Origin of the sequence: Paraburkholderia phymatum, from assembly GCF_040965635.1 — a bacterium.
Classification (GTDB): Bacteria; Pseudomonadota; Gammaproteobacteria; order Burkholderiales; family Burkholderiaceae; genus Paraburkholderia; species Paraburkholderia phymatum_B.
On sequence record NZ_JBFRCH010000057.1, the window covers coordinates 12,655 to 27,156 of the forward strand.

10 protein-coding genes are annotated in these 14,502 nt (G+C 64.2%); 9 read left to right on the plus strand and 1 reads right to left on the minus strand.

Annotation, left to right across the window (positions count from 1 at the left end):
* Positions 1 to 15: 15 nt before the first annotated feature.
* From AB4Y32_RS38745 to AB4Y32_RS38785, 9 genes are all read left to right on the plus strand, one after another.
* Positions 16 to 498 carry a chemotaxis protein CheW gene (locus AB4Y32_RS38745; RefSeq protein WP_368726323.1) on the plus strand — a complete coding sequence of 161 codons (483 nt, stop codon included), beginning with the start codon at positions 16 to 18 and terminating at the stop codon, positions 496 to 498.
* A complete protein-coding gene (locus AB4Y32_RS38750) occupies positions 495 to 1,949 on the plus strand; it encodes a CheR family methyltransferase (protein ID WP_368726324.1) in 1,455 nt (484 codons plus the stop codon). The genes AB4Y32_RS38745 and AB4Y32_RS38750 overlap by 4 nt, the downstream gene beginning before the upstream one ends.
* A complete protein-coding gene (locus AB4Y32_RS38755) occupies positions 1,930 to 2,643 on the plus strand; it encodes a chemotaxis protein CheW (RefSeq protein ID WP_368726325.1) in 714 nt (237 codons plus the stop codon). The genes AB4Y32_RS38750 and AB4Y32_RS38755 overlap by 20 nt, the downstream gene beginning before the upstream one ends.
* Complete coding sequence (locus AB4Y32_RS38760) at positions 2,640 to 5,024, plus strand: hybrid sensor histidine kinase/response regulator (protein ID WP_368726326.1); 2,385 nt, start codon at positions 2,640 to 2,642, stop codon at positions 5,022 to 5,024. Before AB4Y32_RS38755 ends, AB4Y32_RS38760 begins: the two co-directional genes overlap by 4 nt.
* A 10-nt stretch (positions 5,025 to 5,034) precedes the next feature.
* Positions 5,035 to 6,039 (plus strand): chemotaxis response regulator protein-glutamate methylesterase, encoded by a 1,005-nt coding sequence (locus AB4Y32_RS38765; RefSeq protein WP_368726327.1) that lies wholly within the window; start codon positions 5,035 to 5,037, stop codon positions 6,037 to 6,039.
* Between the two features lie 94 nt (positions 6,040 to 6,133).
* Positions 6,134 to 7,249, plus strand: a complete 1,116-nt coding sequence (locus AB4Y32_RS38770) for a diguanylate cyclase (RefSeq protein ID WP_368726328.1) — start codon at positions 6,134 to 6,136, stop codon at positions 7,247 to 7,249.
* A 328-nt stretch (positions 7,250 to 7,577) separates the two neighbouring features.
* Positions 7,578 to 9,686: a UDP-forming cellulose synthase catalytic subunit gene (gene bcsA / locus AB4Y32_RS38775; protein WP_368726329.1), complete on the plus strand. Its 2,109-nt coding sequence runs from the start codon at positions 7,578 to 7,580 to the stop codon at positions 9,684 to 9,686.
* Complete coding sequence (locus AB4Y32_RS38780; protein WP_439899901.1) at positions 9,658 to 11,208, plus strand: cellulose biosynthesis cyclic di-GMP-binding regulatory protein BcsB; 1,551 nt, start codon at positions 9,658 to 9,660, stop codon at positions 11,206 to 11,208. Before bcsA ends, AB4Y32_RS38780 begins: the two co-directional genes overlap by 29 nt.
* Before the next feature lie 566 nt (positions 11,209 to 11,774).
* Positions 11,775 to 13,406, plus strand: coding sequence for a hypothetical protein (locus AB4Y32_RS38785; RefSeq protein WP_368726331.1), 1,632 nt, complete (start codon positions 11,775 to 11,777; stop codon positions 13,404 to 13,406).
* Positions 13,407 to 13,719: 313 nt separating this feature from the next.
* Here the strand turns inward: AB4Y32_RS38785 and AB4Y32_RS38790 are convergent, their stop codons facing one another.
* Positions 13,720 to 14,313 (minus strand): IS110 family transposase, encoded by a 594-nt coding sequence (locus AB4Y32_RS38790; protein ID WP_368726332.1) that lies wholly within the window; start codon positions 14,311 to 14,313, stop codon positions 13,720 to 13,722.
* Between the last annotated feature and the right edge of the window lie 189 nt (positions 14,314 to 14,502).

Below are 14,502 nucleotides of genomic sequence, written 5' to 3' on the forward strand. Positions count from 1 at the left end.
GATACGGTGATCGCGATGCTCTTCCTTCTCTTCGAACTCGACCGCGACCGCTATGCGCTCGATGCCGCCGACGTTGTCGAAGTGCAGGCGCTGACGGCCGCCAAGGCGATCCCGGGCGCGCCCGCGTGGGTCGCGGGCGTGATCGAGCGGCATGGCGAGCCCGTACCCGTCATCGATCTCGCGCAGCTTGCGCTCGGCCGGCCATCGCAGCAATGGCGCTCGACGCGGCTCGTGCTGGTCCGCTACCGCGATGCGCGGGAATGCGACGCCGACACGCCGTCGCGGCTGCTGGGCCTGATCGTCGAACACGCGACGCAGACGCGCCGCATCGAATGCGAGCGCTTCGCCGACAGCGGCATCGCGACGCCGCACGCACGCTGGCTCGGCCCCGTGGTCAGCGACGAGCTCGGCATGATCCAGTGGGTCGACGTGCAGCAGATGCTCGACGACGACGTGAAGGCCCTTCTCTTCCCGCAACCAGAAACTCAAACGCGATGAATGCCGCGAATGCCGTTGTGCCGCGCTTCGAATCCTGGCTGTTGCGGGAGACGGGTATCGACGCATCGTCGCTGGGCGTCAATGCGCTCGAGCGCGGCGTGCTCGAACGCGTGCGGGTAACGCGTCTGGGCACAGCGGCGCACGACACGAGCGTGTCCGTCGATCCCGCCGAAATCGAAGCATACTGGCAGCAGCTGACGATGTCGCCCGACGAGCGCCAGGCTCTGATCGAAGCGCTCGTCGTGCCGGAGACATGGTTCTATCGCGATCGCGAAGCGTACTTCGCGCTCGCGCGGCTCGCGAACGAACGGCTCGTGCGCGACCCGATGCATGTGCTGCGCGTGTTAAGCCTGCCGTGTTCGACGGGCGAAGAGCCGTACACGATCGCGATGACATTGCTCGACGACGGCATCGGCGAAAACCGCTTCATGATCGACGCGTTCGACATCAGCGCGCGCGTGATCGAGTATGCGCGCGCCGGCATCTATGGGCGCAATTCGTTTCGCGGCCATCCGCTCGCGTATCGCGACCGGCATTTCGCCGCGTTGGAAGACGGGTGGCAACTGAACGAGCGCATGCGTCAGACGGTGCGCTTCTCGCAGGCGAATCTCTTCGAGTTGCCCGCGATTACACAGGCGCCCTACGACTTCATTTTCTGCCGCAACGTCCTGATCTATTTCGACCGCGAAGCGCAGGACCGCGCGATCCGTCTGCTCGACGCAAACCTCTCCGACGGCGGCACGATCTTCGTCGGCCCAGCGGAAACGGGACTGATGATGCGGCACGCGATGACATCGGCACACATTCCGCTCGCCTTTGCTTTCCGGCGCAGCACGCCTGAGGAAACAGGCGCGGTGCGCGCGGTCAGGCAGACTGCGCCGAAGGCGGCCAACGCCGCGCCGCGCGCCGTGCCGCCGTTCGGCGCACCGCTACGGCAGCATGCGCCCGCGTACGGCGCCGCACGGCGCGACGCCGCGAAACAGCCTCGTGCGCGTCACGCGTCCGCGTCACCCGCTGCGCGTCCATCGCAAGCTTCACACGCGACGCAAGCGGTGCAACCCGCCAGACCCACCGCCGACAGATCGCTCGACGCCGCACGCCGTCACGCCGACGCAGGCGAGTTCGACGAAGCGGAGCGTCTCGCGCACAAGCACGCGGTCCTGCATGGTCCGGATCTCGACGCGTTTTATCTGCTGGGCCTGATCGCCGATGCGCGCGGCCGCAGCGCCGACGCCGCCGACTTCTATCGCAAGGCGCTGTATCTGGACCCGGCGCATTACGAAGCGCTCACGCATCTGGCCGCGTTGCTCGCGATCGGCGGCGACCAGGCGGGCGCGCACAACCTGATGCTGCGCGCGCAACGCTCGGCGGCCCGCGCGTCGCAAGTGGCGCAAGCGGCAGCCGACGAGCCGCAACCTTCACGAGGATTCCATGCTTCACGGCGCTCCTGATATCGCAAGTCTGCCGTTGCGCGTCGACGACTGCTGGAACCGCATCGGCACGCGCGGCGACAAGAGCTGTCCGCGCCTCGCCGAGCATGCGCGCTGCCTGAACTGTCCCGTCTTCGAGCAAGGCGCCGCGCGACTGCTCGACCGGCCCTTGAGCGCCGAGCTCGCACAGCGTGCTCACGCGGGCACGCCGACGGACGACGAAACGAGCCGCGTGCACGCATCGCGCGAAGACGCGGCGACGCAGTCCGCCCTCGCCTTTCGCATCGCGGGCGAATGGCTCGCGCTGCCGACATCCGTGCTGCGCGAGGTCGACGTCATCCGTGCGATCCATTCGCTGCCGCACCGGCGCACACGCGCGGTGCTCGGCGTCGTCAACGTACGCGGTGCGCTGACCATTGCCGTCTCGCTCGGGGAACTGCTGAACATGGACCACGCCGCCGATGCAAGACAATCCGCTCGCAATGGCTATGCGCGCATGCTGGTCGCGGCGCGCGACAGCGAGCCCGTTGCGTTTCCCGTCGATGAAGTCGAGGGCGTCGTCCGCTATGCGGAGGCCGCGCTGCTTCCCGTGCCCGCGACGCTTGCGCGTGCAACGGCCGCGCACGCGCGCGGCGTGCTCGCACGGCGTGACAGGACCATCGGCCTGCTCGATCCCGCGCGGCTTTTCGATTCGATCGCCCGGAGCCTGCGATGACGGATGACGACCTGAGTCGCCAGTCGCTGCTCGAACTGTTCCGCGAAGAGGCGGGCACGCAGACGCGTGTGCTCTCCGACGGGCTGCTCGCGCTCGAACAGCGGCCCACCGACGCCCCCGCGCTCGAAACATGCATGCGCGCCGCGCATTCGCTCAAGGGCGCGGCCCGCATCATCGGCTTGCAGGATGGCGTCGATATCGCGCATCTGATGGAAGAGTGCTTCGTCGGCGCGCAACGCGGTGAACTCACGCTGACGCCCGCGCATATCGACGTGCTGCTGCGCGGGGTCGACCTGCTGTTGCGCGTGGGCGAAGCGAAACGGGACGCACCCGTCACGCGCGCGGATATCGACGCGTTCGTGAGGCGGCTATCGTCGCCCGGAAGCGCCGCGCGCGAACAAACGGGCGGCGACAAAGTGCAAGCGGGCGACGGCGTCGATACCTATGCGCAACTCCAGGCCCAGTTGCAGGCCGAAGCGCTCGCGCAACAGCAGGATGCCGCGACGCCGGAGTTGTCGGAGACCCCGCAGACAACCGACGAACCCGACACACCACATGCCGCCGACGAAGACGACGCGCCACCGCCACATGCGGCCACACACGCGGCCACGCACGCCGCCGCGCGCCACCCCGACCGCATGCTGCGCGTGCGCGCCGCGAACCTCGATCGCGTGCTCGGCCTGTCCGGCGAGGTGCTCGTCGAATCGCGCTGGCTCAAGCCGTTCGCGGCGTCGATGCTGCGCATGAAGCGCACGCAGCGCGACACGTCGCTCGCGCTCGATGCGCTCTATGACACGCTCGCCGGGCATCTCGACGACACCGCGCTGTCCGCGCTCGCAGACGTGTGCACCGCGCTCCACCGGATGCAGCATGCGCTCGGCGCGCGCATCGACGAACTCGACCATTACGAGCGCAGCAGCGCCAACCTTGCGCAGCTGCTCTACGACGAAGCGCTGCAATGCCGGATGCGTCCGTTCGGCGATGCGACGCATGCGTATCCACGCGTCGTGCGCGATCTCGCGCGTTCGCTTGGCAAGCGCATGAGGTTCGAGATCGTCGGAACGTCGACTCAGGTGGACCGCGACATTCTCGATCTGCTCGACGCGCCGCTCGGCCATCTGCTGCGCAATGCGATCGATCACGGCATCGAGACGCCCGACGAACGTCTCGCGCGCGGCAAGCCCGCCGAAGCCATCGTGACGCTGGAAGCGCGCCACAGCGCAGGCAGGCTGCTGATCAGCGTCAGCGACGATGGCGCGGGCATCGATCTCGACAACGTCCGTGCGTCGGTGATCCGGCGCAAGCTCGCCGATGCAGAGACAGCCGCGCGCCTGTCCGAACAGGAACTGCTCGACTTCCTGCTGCTACCGGGCTTTTCGATGCGCGAGCACGTGACGGACCTATCGGGGCGCGGCGTGGGACTCGACGCCGTGCACGAAATGCTCAAGAGCGTGCGCGGCACCGTGCGCATCTTCAATGAATCGGGCCGCGGCTCGCGGTTCGTGATGCAGTTGCCGCTCACGCTGTCGGTGGTGCGCAGCCTCCTCGTCGAAGTGGGCGGCGAGGCGTACGCGTTTCCGCTCGCGCATGTGCGCCGCACGCGCGAACTCGCGCGAGCCGACATCGACATGCTCGAAGGCCAGCAGCATTTCGCATTCGATGGCAAGCCCATCGGGCTCGTCACCGCGCATCAGCTGCTCGGCACGCCGACCCCGGATCAGGCGCGCGAGTCAGTGGCCGTGGTCGTGATCGGCGACGAGCACGAGACCTATGGAATTGCCGTCGACCGCTTGCTTGGCGAGCGGATGCTCGTCGTGCAGCCGCTTGACTCGCGCCTCGGCAAGATCAGGGACATCGCCGCAGGCGCGCTGATGGAAAACGGTGACGCCGTGCTGATCGTCGATGTCGACGACCTGCTGCGCTCCGTCGACAAGCTCGTGCGCGGCGGCCAGCTCGACAGGATCGGCCGCGCGCACAACGTCGCCGTGCGGCAGCGAAAGCATGTGCTCGTCGTCGAAGATTCGTTGACGGTGCGCGAACTCGAACGCAAGCTGCTGGAAAAGCGCGGCTACGCCGTCACCGTGGCCGTCGACGGCATGGACGGCTGGAACGCGCTGCATAACGTGACAAATGGCACGTTCGATCTCGTCGTCACCGATATCGACATGCCGCGCATGGACGGCATCGAGCTCGTCACGCTGATCAAGCGCGACCCCGTATTCAAGCCCGTGCCCGTGATGATCGTGTCGTACAAGGACCGTGACGAGGACCGGCGACGCGGACTCGAAGCCGGCGCGGACTACTATCTCGCGAAGGGCTCCTTTCATGACGAAGCGCTGCTCGATGCCGTACGCGACCTGATCGGCGAGGCGAACGCATGAGAAACCCGGCATGAACATCGGCATCGCCAACGACCTGCCACTCGCCGTCGACGCGCTACGCCGCGTGATCGCGCTGCGCCCGGAGCATCGCGTGCTTTGGGTCGCCGCCGATGGCGAAGAGGCCGTCGATTTCTGCGCCGCGCACACGCCCGACGTCGTGCTGATGGATCTCATCATGCCGAAGCTCGATGGCGTTGAGGCGACGCGCCGCATCATGGCGCGCACGCCCTGCCCGATCCTGATCGTGACGAGCAGCGTCGGCGCGAATACCTGGCGCGTCTACGAGGCAATGGGCGCGGGTGCGCTCGACGCCGTCGATACGCCGACGCTGACCGAGCGCGGCGTGAACGATAGCGCGCAGTTGCTGCTGCAGAAGATCGACCAGATCGGCCGGCTGATGGACAAGCCGACGGCGCCGCTGCACACGGCTCGCGCGCCGCTCAGGCACGATGCGCAGCGGCTCGTCGCGATCGGCGCGTCGGCGGGCGGCCCCGCCGCGCTCGCGACCGTGCTGGGCAGTCTGCCCGCATCGTTCGCGGCGCCCATCGTGATCGTCCAGCATGTCGACAAGGTGTTCGCCGACGGCATGGCGCAGTGGCTCGACGGACAGACCCCGCTCACCGTGCGCACGGCACGCGAGGGTGATGTCCCGTGCGCGGGCGTCGCGCTGCTCGCGGCAACGAATGATCACATGCTGCTGACACAACACGGCGCGCTGCACTACACTCGCGAACCTGCCGATCTGCCCTATCGTCCTTCCGTCGACGTGTTCTTTCACAGCGTCGTCGAGCATTGGCCCGGCGAGTCACTCGGCGTACTGCTGACGGGCATGGGCCGCGACGGGGCAATCGGACTGAAGGCGATGCGCGCGAAGGGCTACGACACGATTGCGCAAGACGAAGCGACGAGTGCTGTCTACGGCATGCCGAAGGCCGCCACGGCGCTCGGCGCGGCCCTGCGGATCGTGCCGCTCGGCGGCATCGCCGACCATCTGGCAACGTTCGCACGAGGCTGACACTGGCGATGACAGCAGCGAATCCAGAACAGGGGCGGCACGCAGCCAAGGACAGAGACGGGGCATGGCAGGCTATTCCAACAGGGGGACACACATGGACTTCGATCAAATCGGGGCACGGGACCAGGGGGGAACCACATCGACGTCGGCTGATCGCGCGAACGCCGCGCTCGACGCCGCGCGCGCCGCGCTGGAAACAGCTGCGCTATCGGACGTGCCCATCATGGTGTTGCTCGTCGACGACCAGGCGATCGTCGCGGAAGCCGTACGCCGCGCGTTCGCGAACGAGGACGGCATCGACCTGCACTATTGCGCGAGCGCCGACGACGCGATCCGCGCGGCGACCGACACGCGACCCACGGTGATCCTGCAGGATCTGGTGATGCCGGGCATCGACGGCCTCACGCTCGTCAAGGCGTACCGTTCGAACGCGAGGCTGCGCGACGTGCCCATCATCGTGCTGTCGACGAAAGAGGAGCCCGCCATCAAGAGCGCGGCCTTCGCGGCAGGCGCGAACGATTACCTCGTCAAGCTGCCCGATCGTATCGAACTCGTCGCGCGCATCCGCTATCACTCGCGCTCGTACGTGAATCTGCTGCAACGTGACCAGGCCTATCGCGCGCTGCGCGAATCGCAGCAGCAATTGCTCGAAGCCAATCTCGAACTGCGCAAGCTCACGCAATCGGATGGTTTGACGGGCCTGTCGAACCGCCGTTATCTGGACGACTATCTGAACGCCGAATGGCGGCGCGGAATACGGGCGCAAACCGAAGTCTCGATGCTGATGATCGACGTCGACAGCTTCAAGCCTTATAACGACACGTACGGCCACGTGGCGGGCGACGAAGTGCTCAAGCAGATCGCGTCGACCGTGGAAAGCTGCCTCGGGCGGCCCGGCGATCTCGCGGCGCGTTTCGGCGGCGAAGAGTTCGCGGTCGTGCTGCCGGGTACGTCGGCGGGCGGCACGCGCCTGCTCGCCGAGAAAATCCGGCTTCATGTGGAGGCATTGCGTATTCCGCACGCGGGCTCGTCGTCGGGCCAGCAAGTGACGATCAGCGTCGGCTGTGCGACGCAGGTTCCTGCGCTCGACGCGCCGATGACGACGCTGATCGAGGCCGCCGACCTCGCGCTCTATCGCGCCAAACGCGACGGGAAGAACCGCGTGGTCGCGATGGAAAGCGGCAGAAGCGATGCACGCGGCGCCACGTGAGTCGTTTTGCGTTGCGGTGGTGCTGCCGCGTATGAAGCCACGGCACGCTAACCCGGCTTGCCGTCCGAGCCCAACGGCACCTCAGGCTTCCTCGGAGCCGCTCTCGAAGATACGCCAACGAAACTGGCAAAGTGTTGCGCAGGATATGTATGGATACGGAAAGCGAATGATCGCAACGAGCCACGGCGATCCGATGCAAGCATGCAGTGCCACAGGGACCCCGCTGCCGGGGTCTCGCTGCCGGACAGGCACCGCCCAGATAGCGCGATCGACAGTGAGCAATTATGATCACGTGAAACCTTGTCGCTCACGACTTTGAGTTCCCGGCATGCGATCCAAAATGCATCGGATTATCGCGCTCGTTCTGCTGGTGACGCTGGTCGCACTGGCGGTGCTATCAGTTGGCCTGCCCCACCCGCAGATGCATGCATGGATCTTTCTTGCATTGTTCGGGCTGCTCGCCTGCGTGCAAACGCCCAGAACGCGCCCCGTGCTGCTCGTCTTCAGCAGCTTCGTGATCATCCGTTACATCGCGTGGCGCTTTGAGGCATTTCCGATTCACGGCGGCCTGCCTTCGAAGCTCGCGGCGGCAGCGCTGCTTTTGGCTGAACTGTACTGCATGGGCGTCGTGCTGCTGGGCTATTTCGTCAGTGTCCGGCCGCTCGAGCGTCGGCCGCTTCCACTGCCCGCCCATGACGCGCTCCCCTTTGTCGATGTATTCATTCCGACTTACTCGGAACCGCTCTGGGTCGTTGCCCCCACGGTGTGCGGCGCATTGGAGATCGATTACCCGAAAGAGCGCCTTCGCGTCTACGTGCTCGACGACGGCTTCCCACGATCCAGAACCGCAAAAAGTGAGGAGCAGCGCCGGGCACTCGCGGAACGCTCCGAGCAGCTGAAGGCACTGTGCAAAAGACACGGTGCCGTCTATCTGACGCGCGATTCAAACGAGCACGCAAAAAGCGGTAATCTGAATGCAGCAATGCAACGCACGTCTGGCGATCTGATGGCAATCCTCGATGCAGATCACGTGCCGACGCGTGACTTCCTGCGTTCCACGGTGGGCTTTTTTGTCCATGACGCGAAGACCGCTTTGGTGCAAACCCCGCATTTCTTTACCAACCCTGACCCGCTCGAAAAGAATCTCGGACTCTTCAACCAGATGCCAGCGGAGAACGACCTGTTTTACCGCGCAGTTCAACCGGGCCTCGACACCTGGAATACGTCGTTCTTCTGCGGCTCGGGTGCGCTGGTCCGGCGCGCGGCCATCGAGGAAATTGGTGGCTTTTCGACCGAGTCGATCACCGAGGACGCTTCGACGTCAGTCAAGCTGCATCAGCGAAGCTGGCGTTCGGTGTATCTGGGTCGGCCGATGGTGGCGGGTTTGCAGCCCGAGACAGTTGCCGGGTTTCTCGTCCAGCGCATCCGCTGGGGCGTTGGCATGATGCAGATACTCATGAGGCAGAATCCATGGCTCGTCCGCGGTCTGTCGCTGACTCAAAGGCTCTGCTATTTTTCCATCGGGCTCTTCTGGTTCTTCCCGTTCGCTCGCCTGGTCACATTCGCAGTTCCGGTTTTTGGCATTGTGTTCAAGCTGCAGATGTACCCGGGTGGCACCGAAAATCTCGTCGGCTACACACTTCCATATCTCGTCGTCGCGCTACTGACGGCTGAACGGCTGAACGGACGATTCCGGCGCATCTTTTCGTCCGAGCTCTACGAGACGCTCCAGGCGTTCTACATGCTGCCCGCGCTGGTGGGTGCACTCTTGCGCCCCAATACGCCGACGTTCGCCGTCACGCCCAAGGGCGAACAGAGCCAAAGCGACGTCATCAGTGAGTTCCGTCTGCCGTACTACGGCATGTTCACCGTCAGCGTGATCGGCCTGGTCTGGGGCATCGTCAGGATCATCCTCGAACCTGATGCCCGCCCCATCCTCACGGCAGCCGTGCTATGGATAGGCTTCAACCTCTTCCTCAGCCTCGGTGCACTCGGCGCGTTACTGGAAAAGGCGCAGCGTCGTACCAGGCCACGGATCGAAATCGACGAGACGATCACTATCGTAGGGGAATTCGGCGAGACGCAGGTACGCCTCCTCGATGTCAACGAGTTGGGCATGCGAATACGCGTGCCTGAAGGGCTGACGCTGGATCGCTTTGAAGTCCGGCTCCAGCGACATCTGCTGGCAGCGCACGTGATCGCCCCCGTCGATAAGACGACTGGCGTTTATGTCGCGCTGTACGCGCCAAGGACACCCGAAGAGGAACGGGCCGCCGTTGTCCTCGCGTACGGAGATAGCGAGCGATGGCTGCGGCTCTGGAAGCAGCGGGAGGCATCGGCAAACCTCGTGCGGTCCTTGTTGGGCATGCTCGCTATTTCGCTGAGAGGCGCTCATGCACATGCCCGTCATGTGGGCCGCAAGGGCTTCCGTGGTTAGTCGGCTCGTGCGCGCTACCGTTGTTGCCTGGCTGCTAGGCCTCGGCGCACTGTCTGCAACAGCGCAGACCGTCACAAGACCGCTTTCCTCACTCCCGTCGCCAGACGGTGCCGCGTCAGCAGCGCATGCGCTTGTCGTTGAACTGTCTGCGCGAGAAGCACTGAGCGGCGTTCACCTACAGCTGGCGTCGGACGTTGCACCCGAGACGGGAGCGCGCTATGTCGTGTGGGTCAACGGCACGCAGGTGGCACAGGTCGATGCGAAGGGCCAGGTCCAGACCATTCCGCTTTCGCCACAAGCTTTCGTGCCGGGGATTAACAGCATTCAACTGGCCCGTGTGTCGCACTCCGCACCGATCACCGCAGAGACGGCGTACTCCGATATCGCGCCCATTGACAATGCGCGCTCATCCATCTCGCTGGACTTTGCGGGGCTGCGCCCAAACCCGGCGCCGATCCTGGCGCAGCTGCCGCTGGCGTTCGATGCCCGGTCATGGATGCCGCGCAACGTTACCGTCGCGTTGGGAAGCGAGTTGCCGTCGCCTCAGCGACTACGGGCAGCCACGCTCGCCGTCGAAAGCATCGCCGCGCGCATGAGGCAGGTCGATGTCACGGTCACGTACAAAGGCACCGACCCGATCATCAAACGCGGCGACTCGGGTTCATGGGATATCGACAAGGACACTGCTCGCGCAGGCGACGTGCTGCTCGTGGGCACGCGCAGCGCGCTGCAGGATGCGTTTCCCGCCACCTTTGCCGAGGGCATCAACGGCCCGTTTCTCGGCATCTACGCCGCCAACGAGGGCAAGTCGGTTGTCGTGGTACTTTCGGGCGTTACCGAGGCCGATTGCCTGCGTGCCGCGCGCGCTTTCGCCGACACCTCGATGGCACTCCCATCGCGCGCGGACATGACGCTCGACACCACGGCCGCGATTCACGCTCCCCCGGAGCATGTCGCCATCGCGCTCGGACATCCGGACACCGCGCTCGTGCGTGCCGCGCTGAATTTCGCTGCGGTCCATGTCCGTACAACGGGTGTGCTGGCGGACTTCACATTTGCGTTACCGGGTGACTTCGCGAGCACCGATTTCTTTTTCGACGCGGCCACGTCGCTCGACGCGCCGCAGCTTCGTCAATTGCCCTCGCTTCCGACCTTGCAGCCGGGACAGGCCGTGTCCTTGACTGGCCACGCCAGCGGGCACCCGTTCGTTGCCATCCTTGGCAGCAACGAAGCGTCGGTGCCGCGTGCCATCGAGATGTTGCGCCAGCCCGCAGTCTGGTCGCAGTTTGCGCAAGGGGCAACGCTCTTCGACTCCGCGACTGGATCGGCAAAGCCGCTCGCAGTTGCCGGCCGGTCGAGCATCGCGCATCTGCGCCTGCTCCTGGCCGATCCCCTGGTGTTCTGGGGCGTGCTGACGACACTGCTTGCGCTTTCGTACATCTTTCTGAATATGACGCTCAAGGAACAGCTGAAGAAGCGATTCGACCAATCCTCCTTTTCCGATCCATCGCCAAAACGATGACCAGGAATCGCACGCTGATTGCGCTAGCTGCCGTCATTCTGTTCACATGGCACGGTCCTGTCCGTGCAGAGCAAGCTGACTCATCGAAGTCCCCAGGTCCCGCGTCCGCCACGCCCGGCCGGGAATCTGACGCATGGGGCAATTCGCCCGCAGCGCGAGATACTGTCAAGCTGGTCCAGCCACAGACGCCGGAAATTGCCATCACGCCTGGCAAGCCGCAGGCAGCAAAGCCCCTGAACTCCCGCCCTCAAGTAAGCGGTCAAGCTGCGCACAGGGCGACGAAAGACCCGGTGTGCTCGAATCTGCCCGCGAAATGGGATCGCGCGCAGACGCTTGCGGAGACAGGACGGGCCGAGCAGGCCTATGGCGTCTATCTGGAGCTGATTCGCGCCTGCACCAATCCCGGCGAGCTTTCGGGCACAGCATGGAAGGCGGCAAAAGCACTGCCGCCCGCAGACGTGGACCGCCTCATCGCGAACCCCGTGTTCGAGAAGCCCTCGCTAAAGCAGGTCCGTAACGATCTAAGGCTGCAGCGCATGTATGCGGAGAACGAAGCAGGCCACGATGTGAACGCGCTTGCCTACTCGAGAGCGCTTCGCGCAGATCCATCTGTCCATCTGGATGTGTCGGCACTGGAAGTATCCGGCTGGCTCGAAGACCGCGCTCACGACGACAAGGCCGCAGAGGCGCTGTTTCGCGAGGCACTGAAGACGGCCAGTGACCCGTCTTCAGCACGGCTCGGGCTCACGCTGTCGCTGATGCATCAACAGCGGCTTGCGGAAGCAGCAGCCGAGTCGCGTGAACTGACCACGCAACAGGGCATGCGCCTGCACGCCGCGATCGAACTCGCTCTGGCCAAGGACTCGCACGACCCTGCACAGGTCGACGCCGCGCTCAAGCTGGTCGAAGAGACCGGCGACGCGACGGAGCCGTCTACGCGCGCGCTCGCGGGCTGGGCGCTGCTCAACAGTGGTCGTCCCGCGCAAGCCGAGCAGATATTCTCAAAGCTTCATGAAGCAGCGCCCGGGAACGACGAATACATACAGGGTCTGGTGTTTGCCGCGGCCGCCAACCGCGACTATGGAACGCTCGGCACGCTCGTAGGCGAAAGCCCCGGAACCATCTCGCCGATTGCCCGCCAGACGCTGGCCGATCACGACGAGCGGCTGGGACTCTACGACCACGCGCGAGCCCTGACAGGTCGTCCTTCCGAAGGGCAGGAGCCTTCGCTGCGGTCGCTGTTCACGCTGGATCGGAAATCCGGCACGACCGGACAGGACAAGCTGACTGTCTGGACCATTCCGCAACTTTCGATCACGATGCTGGCGTCTCCATCGTTGACCGTGCGCATCGACGGCACTGCGCTTCGGCTGGACGACGGTGTGCAGCATGCGTGGGGAAAGCAGTTGGGCGCCACGGTGCGTACCGAGGTTGGTCGAGGCGTGCTGTTTGCCGGTGCGGAACTCGAAAAGCCCGGCGAAGGACCCGTTCAGGTACTTGGCAAGGTTCAATATCAGCGAATAGCCGAAAGCGAAGACGAGTTCTTGCGGCTGACCTTCAGCCGGGACAGCATCTACGATTCGCTTCGCGCATTCGAGGGCGCGCCCTCCTCCGGAACCGGGCCGGCCATTTCATCCTCCCTCGAGGTCGCCGCGCGGCAGGCAATGGGAGGCAGTGCGTTCCATTTCGGCGAAACACTGTCCAGCGGTGCTGTCACGGCAAGTGGAACTGCCGTCAATCCTTTCTTTGCCCTCAGCCTTTCGCTTACCAGGGACTTCCGCGCGAAAGGATGGAGCTGGCTCAACGCAGGGCCGGAAATACGCCTGAGCTCTTATCGCTATGACGCCAACCGGTTCGATGGTCCGTATGGCGGCTACTGGAGCCCTAAATCGAATCGCGAGGCTGGCCTCGTCTTTTACGCGCAGTCGGATGAAGGCGGCCGGTTTCTGTTCAAGACGGGAGGCCGGTTCGGTTACGCAACGCGCGAACTCTTCACGGGTCGCGCGTCCGGCGCATTCGGCGAAGACACGACGACGATAGCCGGGCTCCTTGCCCGTCACCTTATCGCCGGTACCGGCATCGGATATCGCGCTTCGCCCGGCTACCACGACATGAGCGTCTTTGCCTGGCTGAAGATTCCATTCGAGCCGCGCGGGCACCTGCACGCGGCCGATCTTTTGACGCCGCGGGGCTTCTAGTGTGCTTTCGCTCCATCCCGATGTAATCTGTCCTTGGACTCTGCAGTCCGATTCAGACCAGGCGAAAGTGAGCGCAAGGGGGTAATTTCTGATGGAAATGGAATTCCGAACTCACTGTTTGTCGTTGTTATCGACGACGATGTCCATAATCTTGAGTGACTACGCGTTTTGATATGTACTCCATATCCCTGTCAATTCGCGCTGAACGAGCGCGGTCAATCTTCCGAACCGCCAGCCAGGCATCGCGCAGTAATTCAATCAGGCTCACCCAGTCGTGAAAGCCACGGTTCTGCCAGTGCGGACTGATGGACGGCTAATCCCAGTGCGAACGGTCGCTGTGATCATCCGCTTCGCCCAACTCGCGTAGCAAGTCCAACGCATCACGCAGGAGCTGCTGGAAGTCCTCAAGTAGCAGGGGCAAGGCAGATGCCCAATGCTCGTCGGCAAGATCGCGGAGAGCTGAATGCACGTGATCGGCGGCTAACGTCGCACGGATCTGGTTGATTTGTGCCGTACGCGCTTTTACCAGTCCGTCACGCATCGAATGAAGTGCAAGCACCGCCTGCTGATGTTCTGTCTTCACAGGAACAAAGCGCATGCCGGGTAGCTGGCCAGCTTCCCAGATAGCCTCGGCATCTGACGCATCGGTCTTGTTGCCCTTCACAAAAGGCCTGACGAACTTGGTCGCGATGAGCCGAACTTCATGCCCGAATTCACGTATCGTGCGGGCCCAATAATGGGAACTACCGCACGCCTCCATCACAACCACACTGTGCTCGCGACGACAAAAGAAGTCTGCCATCTCTGACCTGCGAAGCTTCATGCGCACGATCTCGCCGGTCTCCGAATTCACCGGGTGGATCTGGAAAATGCGCTTTGCGATATCAAGTCTGATAACGTCAGGCATGGTTCTCTCCTCAGTCGGGTGACTGCGTCATCTTGCCCCGAAGGGCCGGGAGGCGTCCATGCTGAGCGTGAGCACGTAAATCGATGGGGCAATGATCAAGATAAATGATGTTGAAGGAATCAAGTAAAACGGGGGCGATGATGCCCCCGTTGTCGTTTCAGAACGGCTCGTCGGCCGGCCGGTGCGGCG